The sequence below is a fragment of the Plantactinospora endophytica genome (assembly GCF_016862915.1).
GTDB classification, from domain to species: domain Bacteria; phylum Actinomycetota; class Actinomycetes; order Mycobacteriales; family Micromonosporaceae; genus Plantactinospora; species Plantactinospora endophytica.
Genome location: NZ_BONW01000021.1, coordinates 248993 through 266267, shown reverse-complemented (window position 1 = coordinate 266267; position 17275 = coordinate 248993). Strand labels below are relative to the sequence as shown.

General features: G+C 71.1%; 14 protein-coding genes. 5 read left to right on the top strand and 9 right to left on the bottom strand.

All coding sequences use genetic code 11. The features are described 5' to 3' along the window. Position 1: 1 nt before the first annotated feature. Together sucD and Pen02_RS22205 are read left to right on the top strand one after the other, a co-directional pair. Positions 2-889, top strand: coding sequence for a succinate--CoA ligase subunit alpha (sucD, locus tag Pen02_RS22210; RefSeq protein ID WP_203868011.1), 888 nt, complete (start codon positions 2-4; stop codon positions 887-889). A 272-nt stretch (positions 890-1161) separates the two neighbouring features. Next, the gene (locus tag Pen02_RS22205; RefSeq protein ID WP_239141085.1) at positions 1162-2568 is read left to right on the top strand and encodes a cell division protein PerM; all 1407 of its coding nucleotides are present in this window, start codon (positions 1162-1164) and stop codon (positions 2566-2568) included. 247 nt (positions 2569-2815) lie between these two features. On the opposite strand, the gene Pen02_RS42595 is transcribed toward Pen02_RS22205, so the two are convergent. Both Pen02_RS42595 and Pen02_RS22195 read right to left on the bottom strand, forming a co-directional pair. Further along, positions 2816-3502: a DUF4190 domain-containing protein gene (locus tag Pen02_RS42595; protein ID WP_203868010.1), complete on the bottom strand. Its 687-nt coding sequence runs from the start codon at positions 3500-3502 to the stop codon at positions 2816-2818. A gap of 50 nt (positions 3503-3552) precedes the next feature. Further along, on the bottom strand, positions 3553-3840 hold the full coding sequence (locus tag Pen02_RS22195; protein ID WP_203868009.1) for a CD225/dispanin family protein: 288 nt from the start codon (positions 3838-3840) through the stop codon (positions 3553-3555). A 238-nt stretch (positions 3841-4078) separates the two neighbouring features. On the opposite strand from Pen02_RS22195, the gene purH reads away from it, so the two are divergent. Further along, entirely contained in the window at positions 4079-6277 is a 2199-nt protein-coding gene (gene purH / locus Pen02_RS22185) for a bifunctional phosphoribosylaminoimidazolecarboxamide formyltransferase/IMP cyclohydrolase (protein ID WP_239141083.1), read from the top strand. Between the two features lie 223 nt (positions 6278-6500). Here purH and Pen02_RS22180 read toward each other — a convergent pair whose 3' ends face one another. From Pen02_RS22180 to Pen02_RS22155, 6 genes are all read right to left on the bottom strand, one after another. Beyond that, a complete protein-coding gene (locus Pen02_RS22180; protein WP_203868008.1) occupies positions 6501-7061 on the bottom strand; it encodes a hypothetical protein in 561 nt (186 codons plus the stop codon). A gap of 164 nt (positions 7062-7225) precedes the next feature. Further along, positions 7226-8293, bottom strand: coding sequence for an ABC transporter ATP-binding protein (locus Pen02_RS22175; protein ID WP_203868007.1), 1068 nt, complete (start codon positions 8291-8293; stop codon positions 7226-7228). Then, positions 8280-9326, bottom strand: a complete 1047-nt coding sequence (locus Pen02_RS22170; protein ID WP_203868006.1) for an ABC transporter ATP-binding protein — start codon at positions 9324-9326, stop codon at positions 8280-8282. Before Pen02_RS22170 ends, Pen02_RS22175 begins: the two co-directional genes overlap by 14 nt. Before the next feature lie 4 nt (positions 9327-9330). Next, the gene (locus Pen02_RS22165; protein ID WP_203868005.1) at positions 9331-10260 is read right to left on the bottom strand and encodes an ABC transporter permease; all 930 of its coding nucleotides are present in this window, start codon (positions 10258-10260) and stop codon (positions 9331-9333) included. A 10-nt stretch (positions 10261-10270) separates the two neighbouring features. Then, positions 10271-11209 carry an ABC transporter permease gene (locus Pen02_RS22160; RefSeq protein ID WP_203868004.1) on the bottom strand — a complete coding sequence of 313 codons (939 nt, stop codon included), beginning with the start codon at positions 11207-11209 and terminating at the stop codon, positions 10271-10273. A gap of 124 nt (positions 11210-11333) precedes the next feature. After that, positions 11334-12965 (bottom strand): peptide ABC transporter substrate-binding protein, encoded by a 1632-nt coding sequence (locus Pen02_RS22155; RefSeq protein ID WP_203868003.1) that lies wholly within the window; start codon positions 12963-12965, stop codon positions 11334-11336. A gap of 473 nt (positions 12966-13438) precedes the next feature. Between Pen02_RS22155 and Pen02_RS22150 the strand changes: the two genes are divergently transcribed. Together Pen02_RS22150 and mdh are read left to right on the top strand one after the other, a co-directional pair. After that, complete coding sequence (locus Pen02_RS22150) at positions 13439-14320, top strand: bifunctional methylenetetrahydrofolate dehydrogenase/methenyltetrahydrofolate cyclohydrolase (RefSeq protein WP_203868002.1); 882 nt, start codon at positions 13439-13441, stop codon at positions 14318-14320. 250 nt (positions 14321-14570) lie between these two features. Then, positions 14571-15521, top strand: a complete 951-nt coding sequence (gene mdh / locus Pen02_RS22145) for a malate dehydrogenase (RefSeq protein ID WP_203868001.1) — start codon at positions 14571-14573, stop codon at positions 15519-15521. Positions 15522-15594: 73 nt separating this feature from the next. On the opposite strand, the gene Pen02_RS22140 is transcribed toward mdh, so the two are convergent. Next, complete coding sequence (locus Pen02_RS22140) at positions 15595-17268, bottom strand: alkaline phosphatase D family protein (protein ID WP_203868000.1); 1674 nt, start codon at positions 17266-17268, stop codon at positions 15595-15597. Positions 17269-17275: the final 7 nt, after the last annotated feature.

The window sequence follows — 17275 nt, the reverse complement described above, 5'->3', positions numbered from 1 at the left end:
GATGGCAATCTGGCTGACCAAGGAGTCCAAGGTCGTCGTACAGGGGATGACCGGCTCCGAGGGGATGAAGCACACCCGCCGGATGCTGGCCGCCGGTACGAACGTGGTCGGCGGGGTCAACCCGCGCAAGGCGGGCCAGAAGGTCGCCGTCGACGGCGCCGAGCTGCCGGTCTTCGGGACCGTCGCCGAGGCGATGGCGGGCACCGGTGCGGACGTCAGCGTCATCTTCGTACCGCCGCAGTTCACCCGGGGCGCGGTGGTGGAGGCGATCGACGCCGGCATCCCGCTGGCCGTGGTGATCACCGAGGGTGTGCCGGTGCACGACACCGCCGCCTTCTGGGCGTACAACGTCGCGCAGGGGGAGCGGACCCGGATCGTCGGGCCGAACTGCCCCGGCATCGCCTCGCCGGGCGCCTCCAACGCCGGCATCATCCCGGCCGACATCACCGGTACGGGCCGGATCGGGCTGGTCAGCAAGTCCGGCACCCTGACCTACCAGATGATGTACGAGCTGCGCGACATCGGCTTCTCCACCTGCGTCGGCATCGGTGGTGACCCGATCATCGGCACCACCCACATCGACGCGCTGGCGGCCTTCCAGGCCGACCCGGAGACCGACGCCATCGTGATGATCGGCGAGATCGGCGGCGACGCCGAGGAGCGGGCGGCCGAGTTCATCAAGGCCAACGTCACCAAGCCGGTGGTCGGGTACATCGCCGGGTTCACCGCGCCGCCCGGCAAGACGATGGGGCACGCCGGTGCCATCATCTCCGGCTCGGCCGGCACCGCCGACGCGAAGAAGGCCGCGCTGGAGGCGGTCGGGGTCAAGGTCGGCAAGACGCCGAGCGAGACCGCCCGGCTGATGCGGGAGCTGATGTCCGGCAACTGAGCCGGAAAATCCGTCGTTCCGGGGTGGTCGGCTGGCGCCGGCCACCCCGGTTCCGTCTGTCGGTGGCGGTACACCGACCGTCCTGGCGTGGCGGTACGCCGTCCGTCGTGTCGCGGCGGGACACTGACCGTCCTGTCGCGGCGGTACACCGACCGGCCTGTCGTAACGGGACACCGACCGGCGCCGGGTGAGCGGGTATCGCGGTGGCGCCGGTCATCCGTACGGTGGTGTCGTGAACCGGCCGACCCGAAGCCGTGCCAGAGTAGGCGCTGATGCCACCACCCACCGTTCCTGACCGGCCGCGCCGGCCGGACCCGTCGGAGACCGGGGCGACCGGGCCGGTCGGAGATCCGGAGCCGGCCGGTCGACCCGAGCCGGCGGACGGCCGGGAGCGGCGCCGGAACCGGCCGGAGGCCGAACCGCCGGATGGTGCCGGCGGTGGTGTCCGGCGTCCGGCGTCGGAGCGGTCCGGGCCGCGCCGGGTGCCCCGGCCGAGACCCGGCGGGCCGGGACGTTCCGGCCGGGCCCCGCTGGCCGTGGCGGCGGCGGTGGCGGCCGGCTGGGCGGCCCTGGTCAGCTATCTGCCGGTCGCCGTCGTGCTGGGAGCGGCCCGGTTCGCCGAGGGCAGCGGTGACGTCGTCGGCGCCGCCCGGCTGGGCCTGGCCGGATGGCTGCTCGGGCACGGCGTGCCACTCCAGACCGATGCCGGGGTGCTCGGGCTGCCGCCGCTCGCCCTCGCCATGCTCGCGGCCTGGCGGGTGAACCGGGCCGGCGTGCACGTCAGCCGCGCGGTCCGGGTCCGGGACCGGCCGATGCCGGGCCGAGCACTCGGCGTCGCGGTCGCGGTCGGCATCGGGTACGGGCTGTTCGGCGCGCTGGCCGCGCTGCTGCTCGGCAGCGGTGGGCCGACCGCCGCGCCGCTGCGGGCCGGACTGACACTGGCCGGCTTCGGTACCCTCGCCGCGCTGGTCGGCGCGGTACGCGCCAGCGGCGTACTGGTGCTGCTGGCCCGGCGTACCCCGCTGGTGCTCCGGGACGGGCTGCGTACCGGCGTGGTGGCCGCGATGCTGCTGCTCGGCGCCGGCGCGGGTGCCGCCGGACTGGCGGTGGCGACCGGGGGCGGCGAGGCCGGCGACATGATCGGGGCGTACCACACCGGGGTACGGGGCCAGGCGGGCATCACCCTGGTCAGCCTCGGCTACGCGCCGAACGCCGCGGTCTGGGCCGCCAGCTATCTCCTCGGGCCGGGCTTCGCGGTCGGTACCGACACCGTGGTCCGCACCTCCGAGGTCTCCATCGGGGCACTGCCGGCCGTACCCCTGCTGGCCGGGCTGCCCCAGGGGCCGCTCGGCGGGATCGGCGGCGCCGTGCTGGCCGTACCGGTGCTGGCAGGCATGGCGGCGGGCTGGTTGCTCGCCCGGCGCAGGATGCGGTCCGCGGTCGAGCGGAACGCGGCACCGCCCGGTTGGGCCGTGCTGCTCGGCGCGGCTGCGGTCGGCGGGCCGGTCGCCGGGGCGCTGCTGGGCGCCGCCGCGTTCCTGTCCGGCGGGCCGCTCGGCGGCGGTCGGCTCGCCGAGGTGGGGCCGGACTACTGGCAGGTGACCGCCGGAGCGACAGTCGTCGTAATGGTCGGCACCCTGATCGGGGCCGCCGCCGCCCGGGCGGTCGCCCGCGACTGACGGATGCCCGGGTCGCGGGTTCGGATTGACGGATGCCCGGCCTGTCCGGTGCCGCCGGCTGCGGCGGCCTGCTGCGCTCGGGTCGGATTGACGGATGCCCGGCCTCCGGCTCGGGCGGGGCGGTGCTGGTCGGGGCAGCCGGCGGTGCCGGGCGAGGGCGGAAAAGCGCTTGGGGCGCCCCGGGATTCCGGGGCGCCCCAACGCGGTTGTCGGCAGTCCGGACGGCCGTACGCCGCCCGGCCGGTCGTCACGGCGTGTAGGTCCAACCGTTCACGTTCATGGCGACCGCCAGGATCACGTTGAGCACCCCGAGCAGCAGGCCGACGGCGCCACAGATCAGACCGGCCAGGGCCTGACCTCCGTTGCTGGCCTCACCCCGGCTGGCCTTGCCCCGGCCGAGGAAGCCGAGCACGATACCGGCGATGCCGGCGATGATGCCCAGCGCGGCACAGCACGCCGCCGGGATCGAGATGATGCCGACGATCATCGCGATCAGGCCGAGGGTGTTGTTCTGCCCGCCGGCCGGGGCGTACCCGCCGGTCTGGTAGCCGGCTGTCGCGCCGTAGGGCTGGCCCGGCATCGGCTGCTGCCCGTAAGGGTCCTGGTACGGCTGCTGCGGGTCCTGGTACTGCGGCTGCCCGTACGGCTGCTGCGGGTCCTGGTACTGCGGCTGCCCGTACGGCTGCCCGGAGGCCGGCTGCCCGTACGGCTGACCCGAGGTGGGCGGCTGCCCATAGGGCTGACCCGAGGTCGGCTGCTGGCCGTACGGCTGACCCGAGGTGGGCGGCTGGCCGTATGGCTGACCCGAGGTCGGATGCCCGTACGGCTGCCCGGAGGTGGGCTGCTGCGGCTGCGCGTACGGATCCTGGGGTGGTGGTGCGTGTGGATCCGACGGCTGCCCGTACGGGTCCTGGCCTGGGTAGCCGGGCTGCATGACAAGACTCCTTCGACAGGACTTTCAGACTAGACGCTCGGCGTCGGGTTCTAGACGCTCGACGCCGAGTTGCTGAGGACGAAGCTGAGGATGCAGCAGATCAGCGACACCGCCCAGATGCAGATACCGATGATCAGTGCCAACTTCGACCACTTGCGGGACTCGGCGGCGGCGGCCTGTGCCTCGGCGAAGTTGCCCTGCTGGAGCAGCGGGTTCACCTTCGAGGCGTTGATGATGGCCGGGATGGCCAGCGGCCAGAAGAGGAAGATCGAGACGATGGACATCGTCATGTTGTTGTTGATCTGCTGCGGGGGGTGTGAGGGGTAACCGGGCTGCATTTTTGTTGGGCTCCTTGGCCTGCACTGCGCGCATGTGAGGGATAACTGAGGGTCTATCTCCCGGGGTGGTCGACGCCTGCGTCAACACTCCGAGCGTCCGGCAGCGTACCTAATCAGCGCCACTTGGGTGGCCCGCCGGCCGCCCGACATGCCGGATCGTGACCGACGCCGCCGGCCGCCGCCGGAATCGGGTCGCGCCGCCGGAGGGACCGGCTGACCTGCCCGGTAGGGTGCTGGGGTGACTGAGCCCGTGTCGGCAGCCCGCGTCGTCGTCCTCGTCTCCGGCTCCGGCAGCAACCTCCAGGCGCTGCTCGATGCCAGCGCGGATCCGGCGTACGGCGTCCGGGTGGTGGCCGTCGGTGCCGACCGGGACGGTATCGCCGGGCTCGACCGGGCCGCCGCGGCCGGCGTACCGACCTTCGTCGACTCCGTCAAGGCGTACCCGACCCGCGAGGACTGGGACCGGGCGCTCACCGCGCACGTCGCCGAACACCGGCCCGACCTGGTCGTCTCGGCCGGCTTCCTCAAGCTGGTCGGCGCGCACTTCCTGGCGGCCTTCGGCGACCGGTACGTCAACACGCACAACTCGCTGCTGCCGGCCTTTCCCGGCATGCACGGCCCGCGCGACGCCCTCGGCTACGGAGTCAAACTCGCCGGGGCCACGCTGTTCTTCGTCGACGCCGGTGTGGACACCGGCCCGATCATCGCCCAGGTGGCGGTGCCGGTACTCGACGACGATGACGAGGAGACCCTCACCGAGCGGATCAAGGTGGCCGAGCGGCGGCAGCTCGTCACGCAGGTCGGCCGGCTGCTCCGGGAGGGTTGGACGATCACTGGAAGGAAGGTCACGATCGGAGTGAGCGACAGGAGTTCCGGGGCGGACGGCCGGCGGCCGATCCGGCGCGCGCTGGTCAGCGTCTACGACAAGACCGGGCTGGTCGAGCTGGCCCGGGCGCTGCACGAGGCCGGTGTCGAGATCGTCTCCACCGGCAGCACCGCGGCGACCATCGAGGGGGCCGGGATGCCGGTCACCCCGGTCGAGACGCTGACCGGGTTCCCCGAGGTCCTCGACGGGCGGGTCAAGACGCTGCACCCGAAGGTGCACGCCGGACTGCTGGCCGACCTGCGGCTGGAGCAGCACGCGGCGCAGCTCGCCGACCTCGGCATCGCGCCCTTCGACCTGCTGGTGTCCAATCTCTACCCGTTCAGCGAGACGGTCGCGTCCGGCGCGGACTTCGACAGTTGCGTCGAGCAGATCGACATCGGCGGGCCGGCGATGGTCCGGGCGGCGGCCAAGAACCACGCGTCGGTGGCGGTGGTGACGTCGGTGTCGGCGTACCCGTCGGTGCTGGCGGCGCTGGCCGACGGCGGTTTCAGCGCCGGGCAGCGCCAGCAGCTCGCCGCCCGCGCCTTCGCCGACATCGCCGAGTACGACGTGGCGGTGGCGAACTGGTTCGCGGTGCGTACCGGCCCGGAGGACCAGGAGTGGCCGGCCTTCGCCGGTCAGGTGCTGACCCGGCCCACCCCGTTGCGGTACGGCGAGAACCCGCACCAGGCGGCGGTGCTCTACGTCGACCCGGCGTCCCCGCCCGGGCTGGCCCAGGCGGAGCAGTTGCACGGCAAGGAGATGTCCTACAACAACTACGTCGACGCGGACGCGGCCTGGCGGGCGGCGAACGACTTCGCCGACCGGCCGGCGGTGGCGATCATCAAGCACGCCAACCCGTGCGGCATCGCGGTCGGCGCCGACGTGGCCGAGGCGCACCGCCGGGCGCACGCCTGCGACCCGATCTCCGCGTTCGGCGGGGTGATCGCGGTCAACCGGCCGGTCTCGGTCGAGATGGCGCAGCAGGTCGCCGAGGTCTTCACCGAGGTACTGGTGGCACCCGACTTCGAGCCCGGTGCGGTCGACGTACTCTCCGGCAAGAAGAACATCCGGCTGCTGCGCGCGCCCGCCTGGGCGCCGTACCCGGCGGAGTGGCGCCCGGTCAGCGGGGGCGCGCTGGTGCAGATGGCCGACCGGGTGGACGCGGCGGGCGACGATCCGACCGCGTGGCGGCTGGCGACCGGTGAGCCGGCCGACGAGGCGACGCTGCGCGACCTGGCCTTCGCCTGGCGGGCGGTGCGGGCGGTGAAGAGCAACGCCATCCTGCTGGCCAGCGACGGGGCGACCGTCGGGGTCGGGATGGGTCAGGTCAACCGGGTCGACTCGGCGCACCTCGCGGTGTCCCGGGCCGGTGCCGACCGGGCCCGTGGCGCGGTCGCCGCCTCGGACGCCTTCTTCCCGTTCCCGGACGGGCTCCAGGTGCTGATCGACGCCGGGGTCCGGGCGGTCGTCCAGCCCGGCGGCTCGGTACGCGACGAGGAGGTCGTCGCGGCGGCCAACGCGGCCGGGATCACCATGTACTTCACCGGTACCCGGCACTTCTTCCACTGACGGCGGTCCGCGGCCGGCCGTGCCCCGTCGGGCCGGCCGGCCGCGCCGCGCGATCCCGGCCACGACGTCGTTGTCCGACGACTCGACGGCCGACCCCGGACCGCCGGCCAGCGGGCCCGCCGCCCTGCGGCACGCCGCCGGTCAGCCGACCCGTAGCCCGCTGGCGGTCAGCCGACCCGCACACCACACGCTGGCGGTCAGCCAGTTCGTGACACGCAGCCGGTCAGCCGATCCGCAGCACCACACTGCCGGTCGTGCCACCGGATCGGCTGGCCGCCACCGTCCAGCAGCCGGCGGTGGGGAAGTTCCACCCGGTGCCCCACTCGTCACCCGGCCTGGTCCAGGTACTGCCGTCGTGCTGGGTCGGGCCCCAGACCGGGTCGACGGTGGCCCCGCCCGGGCCGGTGGCCCGGATGCTGAAGGTGCCGGAGCCGGTCATCCGCCAGACGATCTTCTCGTCCCGGCCGCTGTTCAGGTCCGGGCCGCCGCGCGGAAACAGCAGTCCCCAGAACGAGTGCCCGGCCTCCGCGACCCCCTGCACCTCGTTGGCGATGCCGTTGGTGGCCGGGCAGGTGGCGGCCACCAACCCCGGCCCGCTCCCCGGCGCCGAGCCCGGTCCGCTCCCCGAGCCCGGTCCGCTCCCCGAGCCTGCTCCCGGGCCGCTCCCCGGTGCTGCTTCCGGGCCGGTTCCCGGCGGGGCCGCACCGTTCGGGCCGGCGCCGGTCGGGGACTCGGCACCGCAGCCGACCAGCGGAGCCAGCAGCACCGCCAGGGTCAGCGTCACGATCACTCTTCGCGCCATGTAGGACGAGAGCCCGGAAACCATTGTGTGGTTCCCGGGCTCTCCACCCCCGCCGCGCGCTCGGTGCTGCCGGGCGCTCGGCGTCCATCCGCCCCGGTACGGTCCTGCCGTCCGGTCGGTCTTTCTCCCTCCTGGCCCGACCCGGGTCAGGAGACGACGTGCTGCTTGAGCTCGGCGAAGTGGCACGCCGACGGGTGCGGTTCGACGGCCCGGAGTACCAGTTGCGGCTCCTGGGTGGCGCAGATGTCCTGTGCCTTCCAACACCGGGTGCGGAACCGGCAGCCCGACGGCGGGTTGGCCGGGGACGGCACGTCGCCGTCCAGCCGGATCACCTCGCGGTGTGCCCGGGCCTTCGGGTCCGGTACCGGCACCGCCGAGAGCAGCGCCTGGGTGTACGGGTGCGTCGGCCGCTCGTAGATCTCGTCCTCGGTACCGATCTCCACGATCTTCCCGAGGTACATCACGGCGACCCGGTCGGCGATGTGCCGCACCACCGACAGGTCGTGCGCGATGAAGATGTAGGAGAGCCCGAGTTCGTCCTGGAGGCTCTCCAGCAGGTTGATCACCTGGGCCTGGATCGACACGTCCAGCGCCGACACCGGCTCGTCGCAGACGATGATCTCGGGCTTGAGCGCCAGCGCGCGGGCGATGCCGATCCGCTGCCGCTGCCCGCCGGAGAACTGGTGCGGGTACCGGTTGATGTGCTCCGGGTTGAGCCCGACCAGCTCCAGCAGTTCCTGCACCCGCTGCCGGCGGGCGCCGCGCGGCGCCGCGTCCGGGTGGATGTCGAACGGCTCGCCGATGATGTCGCCGACCGTCATCCGGGGGTTCAACGAGGTGTACGGATCCTGCATGACCATCTGCACGTTCCGGCGCATCCGGCGCAACTCCGCGCCGGAGAGCTTGAACATGTCCCGGCCCTCCAGCATCGCCCGGCCCGACGTCGGCGTCTCCAGCCGCATCAGCAGCTTGGCCAGGGTCGACTTGCCGCAGCCGGACTCGCCGACGATGCCGAGCGTCTCGCCCCGGTTCAGTTCGAAGCTGACCCCGTCGACCGCCTTGACCGCGCCGATCTGCCGCTTGAAGACGATGCCCTGGCTGATCGGGAAATGCTTGACGACGTTCTCGACCCGCAGCACCGTCTCGCCGCGCGGCTTGACCGGTGCGGTCGGTCCGGCGCCGGACCGCGGGTTCCTCGGATCAGAGACGGCCATCGATGACCTCCTGGGCGAAGTGGCAGGCACTGGTCCGGTCGCCGCCGAGCGACCGGACGGCCGGTACGACGTCGACACACTCCTGCCGGGCGTACGGGCAGCGGAGGTGGAACGGGCAGCCGCTGGGGATCCGCATCAGGTTCGGCGGCAGGCCCTTGATGGTGGTCAGCCGCTGCCCCTTGAGGTCGAGCCGGGGAATCGACTCCAGCAACCCCTTGGTGTACGGGTGTGCCGGCGCCTCGTACAGCGAGTGCACGTCGGCGTGCTCGACGATCCGGCCGGCGTACATCACGGCGATCCGGTCGGCCACGTCAGCGACGACGCCGAGGTCGTGGGTGATCAGGATCATCGCCATGTTCAGGTCCCGGCGCAGTTCGCCGAGCAGGTCCATGATCTGGGCCTGCACGGTCACGTCCAGCGCGGTGGTCGGCTCGTCGGCGATCAGCACCGCCGGGTCGAGCGCCAGCGACATCGCGATCATGACCCGCTGGCGCATGCCGCCGGAGAACTGGTGCGGGTAGTCGCCGATCCGCTGCCGGGCGGCCGGGATCTTGACCAGTTCCATCAGCTCGATCGCCCGGCGCTTGGCCTGGGCCCGGGACAGCCCCTCGCGCAGCCGCAGCATCTCGCCGATCTGCCAGCCGACCGGGAAGACCGGGTTCAGCGCGGAGAGCGCGTCCTGGAAGATCATCGAGATCTGCTTGCCGCGTACCTTCCGACGCTCCTCCTCGGGCAGCTTCAGCAGGTCGGTACCCCGGTAGAGGATCTGCCCGGACGGGATGACCGCCGGTGGCATGTCCAGGATGCCCATGATCGCCTGGGCGGTCACCGACTTGCCGGAGCCCGACTCGCCGAGTACCGCCAGGGTCTCCCCGGCGTCCAGGTGGTACGAGACGCCGTTGATCACCTTGGCCACGCCGTCCCGGGTGCGGAACTCGACGAACAGGTCCCGTACCTCCAGCAGGTGCCCGCCGTCGTCGCCGGCCGGTCGCCGGTCGGCGAGCCCGCTCCGCTCGTTCACGTTCACGGACATGTGATCACCGCAGCTTCGGGTCGAAGGCGTCGCGGATCGCGTCGCCGAGCATGATGAAGGCCAGTACGGTCAGCGCCAGGAAGGTCGACGGCACCACCAGCGCCACGGCCGACTCCCGCATGTGCGTCCGGCCGGCGTCGATGTCGATGCCCCACGAGATGGTCGGGGCCTTCAGGCCGATGCCGAGGAACGACAGCGTCGCCTCGGCGGCGATGAACGAGCCGAGCGCGATGGTCAGCACCACGATCACCGGGGCCAGCGAGTTCGGCAGGATGTGCCGCCACATGGTCCGGCCGTTGCCGGCGCCGAGCATCCGGGCCGCCGCCACGTAGTCCTGCTGCTTGGCGCTGATCACCGAGGACCGGATCACCCGGGCGGCGGTGGTCCAGCCGAGGATCGCCAGTACGAAGATCACGGCGATGATCCGGATGTTCGGGCTGTCGCTGCTGATCCGCTTGAGCATCACGATCGCGGCCAGCAGCAGCGGGATGCCGAGCACCACGTCGATCACCCGGGACAGCGCTGCGTCGACCCACCGGCCGAAGTAGCCGGCGAGCATGCCGACGGTGATCGCGATGATCCCGGTGAGCAGCGCCGAGAACGCGCCGACCAGCAGGGACGCCCGGGCTCCGAAGACGGCGCGGGCGTAGATGTCGCAGCCCTGGAAGTCGTACCCGAAGGGGGCACCGCCGCCGGGGCCGGCGTGCTGCCGGGCGAGCGTGCAGTCGTGCGGGTCGTTCGAGGTGAACAGGCCGGGGAAGGCCGCCATCGCGGTGACCGCCAGGACCAGTACCAGGGAGATCCAGAAGATCGGGTTGCGGCGCAGGTCGCGCCAGGCGTCGCCGGCCAGGCTGCGCGGCCGGGCGGCCGGGTCGGCCGACCCGGCCTTGCCGCCGGACAGCTCGGCTGCGGCGACGGTTTCCAGCTCACTCATGCTTGATCCCTCACTCGTACCGGATGCGGGGGTCGAGGACGGCGTAGAGGACGTCCACCACGAGGTTCGACACCAGATAGACCACGACCAGCACGCTGACCAGGCCGACCACCAGCGGGCCGTCCTCGGTCCTGATGCCGCGGAAGAGGTTGAACCCGACGCCGGGGATGTTGAAGACGCCCTCGGTGATGATCGCGCCGCTCATCAGGTTGCCGAGTTCGACGCCGAGGAAGGTGATCACCGGGATCAGCGAGTTCCGGAGTACGTGCACGCTGACGATCCGCCGGACCGACATGCCCTTGGCCTTCGCGGTGCGTACGTAGTCGGAGCGCAGGTTCTCGGCGACCGAGGTACGGGTCAGCCGTAGCGCGGTGGCCAGCGACAGGGAGCCGAGCACGATCCCGGGAAGCAGCAGGGCGTAGATGCTCGGCTCGGCGCCGGCGGTCGGCGGGAAGAGCGGCAGCTTGACGCCGAGGAAGTACTGGGCGAGCGGCGCCAGCACGATGGTCGGGATGCCCAGCACCAGCAGGGTGAGCGCCAGGGTGGCGTTGTCGAAGATGCCGCCCCGGCGGAGCCCGGCGATGACTCCGGCGGTGACGCCGACCAGGATCGCCACCAGCAGGCCGATGATCGCCAGTTTCACGGTGACCGGCCAGGCCTGTGCCAGCATGTCGCCGATCTTCCGGCCGGTCAGCGAGTCGCCGAGGTCGCCCCGGAGCAGGTTGCCGACGTAGTCGAAGTAGCGGTAGAAGAACCCGCCGATGCCGGTCTGGTCGAGGTGGAACTTCTCGGTCAGGTACGCCCGCTGCGCCGCGCTGACCGGGCGCTCGCCCGCGAGGGCCTGGATGGGATCACCCTGTCCGGCGAACATCAGCGCGTAGACGATCAGAGTGGTCCCGAAGAACGCCAGGACCATCTGAAGCAGGCGCCGCACGATGTAGCGGAACATGCTTGCTTACTCTCCGTGGGGTGGCAGGGGCGCGCGCCCCGTGGGATGGCAGGGGCGCGGTTGGTGCCGAACGGTCCGGGCCACCCAGCGATCACCGGGTGGCCCGGACCGGCCGTCGGTCAGCTCAGCTGACGACCTCGATCTTGGTCATGTCGACGACCTGGAAGAGGTCGACCTCGACGTTCTTGACCCGGGTCGAGTGCGCGTAGACGTTCTGGCCGAACCGGAGCGGGATCACCGGCATCTCGGTGGCCAGGATGTCCTCGGCCTGCTGGTACTTCTTGACCGCCTCGTCCGGGGTCGCGGCGGTCGTGCCCTCCTGCACCAGGCGGTCGAAGTCCGGGTTGCTGTACCCGTAGTAGTTCGACGAGCCGTTGGTGGTGTACAGCGGGCCGAGGTAGTTCTCCATGGACGGGTAGTCCATCAGCCAGCCCATCCGGATCAGGCCGACCGGCTGCTTGCCCTCGACCTTGGTGAGCAGGTCGGAGAACTTCGGCTCGGCGGCACCGACGCAGTCCACACCCAGGTTGGTCTTGAGCTGGTTGCAGGTGGCGTCGACCCAGTCCTTGTGCCCGCCGTCACCGTTGTAGGTGATCTTCAGCTCGGCGGGTCCACCGGCGGCCTGGTACAGCTCCTTGGCCTTGGTGGGGTTGAACTCGCACGCCTCGCCGCAGGTGTCGTCGCGGTAGCCGGCGACCACCGGGGAGACGAAGGAGCGCGCCGAGATCTGCGACTCCTTGAAGATCGACTTGGTGATCTCGTCCCGGTCGATCGCCATGGAGATCGCCTTGCGCACGTCCGGCTTGCTGAACTCCTTCTGGAACGTGGGGAAGGCCACGAACTGGAAGGACGAGTTCTGGCTCTGCTGGAACCGGTCGCCGAGGTCGGTCGCCGCGGTGCTCAGGTTCTCGGTCGGTACGGTCACGTCCACGTCGAGGTTGTCCGACAGCACGTCCGCGTACGCGGCGGTGAGCTGCTGGTAGATCCGGAACTCGGCACCGGCGATCTTCGGCTTGTCGCCCGGGAACGCGTCGTACCGCTCGACCTCGACCTTGGCGTCGTGCTGCCAGGTGCCCTTCATCTTGAAGGGGCCGTTGCCGATCGGGGCGTCCTCGTAGCCGTCCTTGATCACGCCGGGTGCGGAGAAGGCCGCCTCGGGGAGCGGGTAGAACGCGGTGTAGCCCAGGATCGTCTTGAACTCGCTGTACGGCTTCGCCAGCGTCACCGTGAAGGTCAGGTCGTCGACCTTCTTCAGCCCGGTCAGGGTCTGGGCCTTCGGCTCCGGCGCCTTCTGCGGGCCGTCGCCGTCCGGGTCCTTCGACTGGAGGTCGTCGAAGCCGGCGATCTTCTCGAAGAAGTAGCTGTTGCCCTGGCCGTTCGGCCCGTACGCCCCGTAGTTCCAGGCGTTGAGGTAGCTGTCCGAGGTCACCTTCTCGCCGTTGTGGAAGGTGTAGCCGTCCTTCAGCTTGATCGTCCAGGTCAGGTTGTCGGTCGAGTTCACCGACTCCGCGGCGACCTCGAACGGCTTGTTCTGCTCGTCGTAGTCGACCAGCGGGGCGAACAGGGCGGACAGCACCTGGTTACCGCTTGAGTCGTTGGTGTTTGTCGAAATCAGGTGCTGCGGTTCCGCGATCTGGATCGAAACCGTCGCATTCGGGTCGCTCTCCCCCGAGTCCCCGCCGCCGCCACAGGCCGCGAGGCCGAGGGTCGCGGCAAGGGGGAGGGCGGTCCAGGCAGCGAGCCTACGAACCTGCATTGAGCCTCCTCGTCTCCTTACGCTGAGCAGTCGTCCCCACACTGAGGTAACGCTGTGCAACGCTCGGCAAAGGTAGGTCGTAGCAGTACCTGCGGCCAAACTGAATGATTACGAGTCAGTAACACAGCCGGCGCACAGCACTTGCACATATCCGATCTGAGCTGCTAACGGATCGCTGCTGCGGGTTAAGTGCAGATTCGGTCATCGGGGATTTATAGGTACGAACAGGGTTGGTTCGGTGTTGTGAGGCCGACAACTCGTCGTCAGAGATTAGTCCTGATTCGCCCTGATCGTGTCTTCCATAATGTGGACAACTCCACAAGATCTTACTTAGCGTGACTAAAGACACGGTTACGGATAGTTAGCATCTGATGCTGGTCGCCCGGCCGATCATCGGCTGGCCGAGTGGCCGATCCGGCACCGACCAGCCGGGTGCCGGGCCGGCCGGCCGTACCGCGTGAGACGATCTGGCTGTGACGGCCACCCTTCTCGACGGCAAAGCGACCGCGGCAACGATCAAGGACGAACTGCGCGAGCGGGTGAAGGCGCTGGCCGAGCGGGGCGTCGTGCCAGGGCTGGGCACCGTGCTGGTCGGCGAGGACCCCGGCTCCCAGGCGTACGTCGACGGCAAGCACCGGGACTGCGCCGAGGTGGGTATCGCCTCGATCCGCCGCGAGCTGCCGGCCGACGCCACCCAGGAGCAGGTCGACGCCACGGTCGCCGACCTGAACGCCGACCCGGCCTGCCACGGCTACATCGTGCAGCTCCCGCTCCCGATCCACCTGGACACCCAGCGGGTGCTGGAGATGATCGACCCGGAGAAGGACGCCGACGGGCTGCACCCGGTCAACCTCGGCCGGCTGGTACTCGGCTATCCCGGCCCGTTGCCCTGCACCCCGCGCGGCATCGTCGAGCTGCTCCGCCGGCACGACGTGCCGCTGCGCGGCGCCGAGGTGGCGGTGGTCGGCCGGGGCAACACTGTCGGCCGGCCGCTCGGGCTGCTGCTGACCCGGCGCAGCGAGAACGCCACCGTGACGCTCTGCCACACCGGCACCCTCGACCTGGCCGCGCACACCCGGTCCACCGACATCGTGATCGTGGCGGCCGGGGTGCCGGGGCTGCTCACCGCCGACATGGTCCGGCCGGGTGCGGTGGTGGTGGACGTCGGGATCACCCGGGTGATCGGCGCGGACGGCAAGGGCCGTTACACCGGGGACGTCGGACCCGAGGTCGCCGAGGTGGCCGGCGCGCTGGTGCCGATGCCGGGCGGGGTGGGCCCGATGACCCGGGCCATGCTGCTGGCCAACGTCGTCGAGCGGGCCGAGGCCGACCTGGAGTCGGCCGGGCGAAGCTGACCCCGCACTCCGGTCGCGCCGGCGAGCCACTCCGGATTGCGCCTGCTCCCACTCCGGGTCGCGCCGACGCCTCACCTGGGTCGAGCTGACCGCCCGTTTCGGGTCGCGTGCTGACGCCACCGGATGCGGGGGAGCCGGCCGAGCCGGGATGTGAGCGATCCCCTGGTAATTCCGCCCCTGGCCAGAACCGAACACTCCTGACTGATACCGTCCGGAAATAACCAGACGGGTAGCAGGGAGTGGGACGACCATGGGCAAAAAGGTCACCGTAGTCGGTGCCGGCTTCTACGGCTCGACGACCGCGCAGCGCCTGGCGGAGTACGACGTCTTCGACACTGTCGTGATCACCGACATCATCGAGGGCAAGCCCGAGGGCCTCGCGCTGGACCTCAACCAGTCGCGTCCGGTCGAGGGCTTCGAGACCAAGGTCGTCGGCGTGACGACCGGCAAGAACGGCGAGGGCTACGAGCAGATCGAGGGTTCCGACGTCGTCGTGATCACCGCCGGGCTGCCCCGCAAGCCGGGCATGAGCCGGATGGACCTGCTGGAGACCAACGCCCGGATCGTCCGCCAGGTCGCCGAGAACGTCGCCAAGTACGCCCCGAACGCCGTGGTCATCGTCGTCTCCAACCCGCTGGACGAGATGACCGCGCTGGCCCAGCTCGCCACCCAGTTCCCGCGCAACCGGGTGCTCGGCCAGGCCGGCATGCTCGACACCGCCCGGTTCACCAACTTCGTCGCCGAGGCGCTCGGCGTGAAGGTCGGCTCGGTGCGTACCCTCACGCTCGGCTCGCACGGTGACACCATGGTGCCGGTGCCGTCCCGCAGCACCGTCGACGGCAAGCCGCTGCGCGACGTGATGCCGGCCGAGCAGATCGAGGAGCTGGTCGTCCGGACCCGCAACGGCGGTGCCGAGGTGGTCGCACTGCTCAAGACCGGTTCGGCGTACTACGCGCCGTCGGCCGCCGCCGCCCGGATGGCGCGGGCCGTGGCGACCGACTCCGGCGAGGTCATGCCGGTCTGTGCCTGGGTCGACGGCGAGTTCGGCATCTCCGGCGTCTACCTCGGCGTCGAGGCCGAGATCGGCCGGGACGGCGTACGCCGGATCGTGGAGACGCCGCTGGACGCGGACGAGATCGAGAGCCTGAAGGCCGCCGCCGAGGCGGTCCGGGCCAAGCAGGGCGACGTCGCCAACATGTGATCCACCGCTGACGAGGCGGGGCCCGGCGAGTACGTCGCCGGGCCCCGTTCCGTGTCTGCCGTTCCGGCGTCGGTCAGCGCAGCGGGAACGAGTCCTGGTGCTCCGTCACCGGATAGACCGGGCCGGCCGTGGCGCGGCTGCGGGCGACGGTCGTGGCGGCCGGGGCCTCCTGACTGACCACCGAGATGCCCGGCTCGCCGGCCAGCACCACGAACTCGGCGGCGGTCCGGACGGTGGCGGTGGGCGCCCAGACGGTGTCCACCAGCCGGAGCGAACTGAGCATCCGTTCCGGGGTCACGTCACAGACGACGTAGCCGCGCTGGTTGTCGATGTACTTCCAGTGCGGGCTCTCCGCCATGATCGGGTCGTAGGTGCGGTGGAAGGCGGCGGTGTCGGAGTTGCCGCCCGAGGTGATCGACGTACCGGTGATCTCGGCACCGACCACCGGCGAGGCCGGGTCGTCGAAGTCCGGCTTCAGGTCGCAGACCCAGGTGCAGTGCCGGTCCCCGGTCAGCACCACCGGGTTGGCCACCTGGCCGGAGCCGAAGAACTCCAGCAGCCGGCGGCGCTGTGCCCGGTAGCCGTCCCAGTTGTCCAGGTCGAAGGTCTGCCCGGGGCCGGCCTGCCGGTCGTTCGACGCCCACATCACCTGGTTGGCCAGCAGGTTCCACCGGCTGCCGGCGCTACGCAGCCCGTGCACCAGCCAGCGTTCCTGCTCCGGCCCGGTCATCGACAGTTCCGGGTTCTGCGCGTCGGCCAGCGTCGCCGGCTGGTCGCTGCGGTACTGCCGGGTGTCCAGTACGTGCACGGTGGCCAGGTCGCCGAACCGCAGCCGCCGGTACAGCCGCAGGTCGAGGCCGCGCGGCAGGGCCGACCGGCGCAGCGGCATGTGCTCGTAGTACGCCTGGAAGGCCGCCTTCCGCCGCTCCCGGAACGCCTCCGGGGTCTGGAGCGCCGGGTCCTGCGGGATCTCGTCGGCCCAGTTGTTGTCCAGTTCGTGGTCGTCGAAGGTGACCACCCACGGGAACGCCCCGTGCGCCCGTTGCAGATCCGGATCGGTCTTGTACTGGGCGTGCTGGTTGCGGTAGTCGGTAAGCGAGTACGGCTCGTCGGTGCCCTGGTGCACCCGGTACGCGGCCGGGTTCGGCCGGTTCTCGTAGATGTAGTCGCCGAGGAACGCCACGAAGGCGAGATCCTCCTCGGCCAGGTGCTGGTGCGCCGTGTACGCCCCGGCCTGGTAGTCCTGGCAGCTCGCGAACGCGAACCGGAGCCGCCGGGGCCGGGCGTGCGCGGCCGGCGCGGTCCGGGTCCGGCCCACCGGGGAGATCTCCCGGCCGGCCCGGAACCGGTAGTGGTATTCCGTGTCGGGGCGCAGTCCGGAGACCTCGACGTGCACCGAGTGGGCCAGGTCGGGGGAGGCCAGCGCGGTGCCCCGGCAGCGGATCCGGCGGAACCGCTCGTCCTCGGCCACCTCCCAGTGCACCGGCACCGGCCGGTCCGGCATTCCGCCGCCGAGCAGCGGCTGCGGGGCGAGCCGGGTCCAGAGCACCACGCCGTCGGGCAGCGGGTCGCCGGAGGCGACGCCGAGGGTGAAGAGGCCGGTCGGCAGCGGGCCGCCCGCGCTGGACGGGATGTGCGCCGCCGCGCCCTCGGAGTTGAGCAGCATCGGTCCGACCACCAGGCCGGCGGTCGCGGCACCGGCCGCCGAGACGAAGCGTCGGCGGCTGAACGGGTACGGAGAAGTCATGCCATCG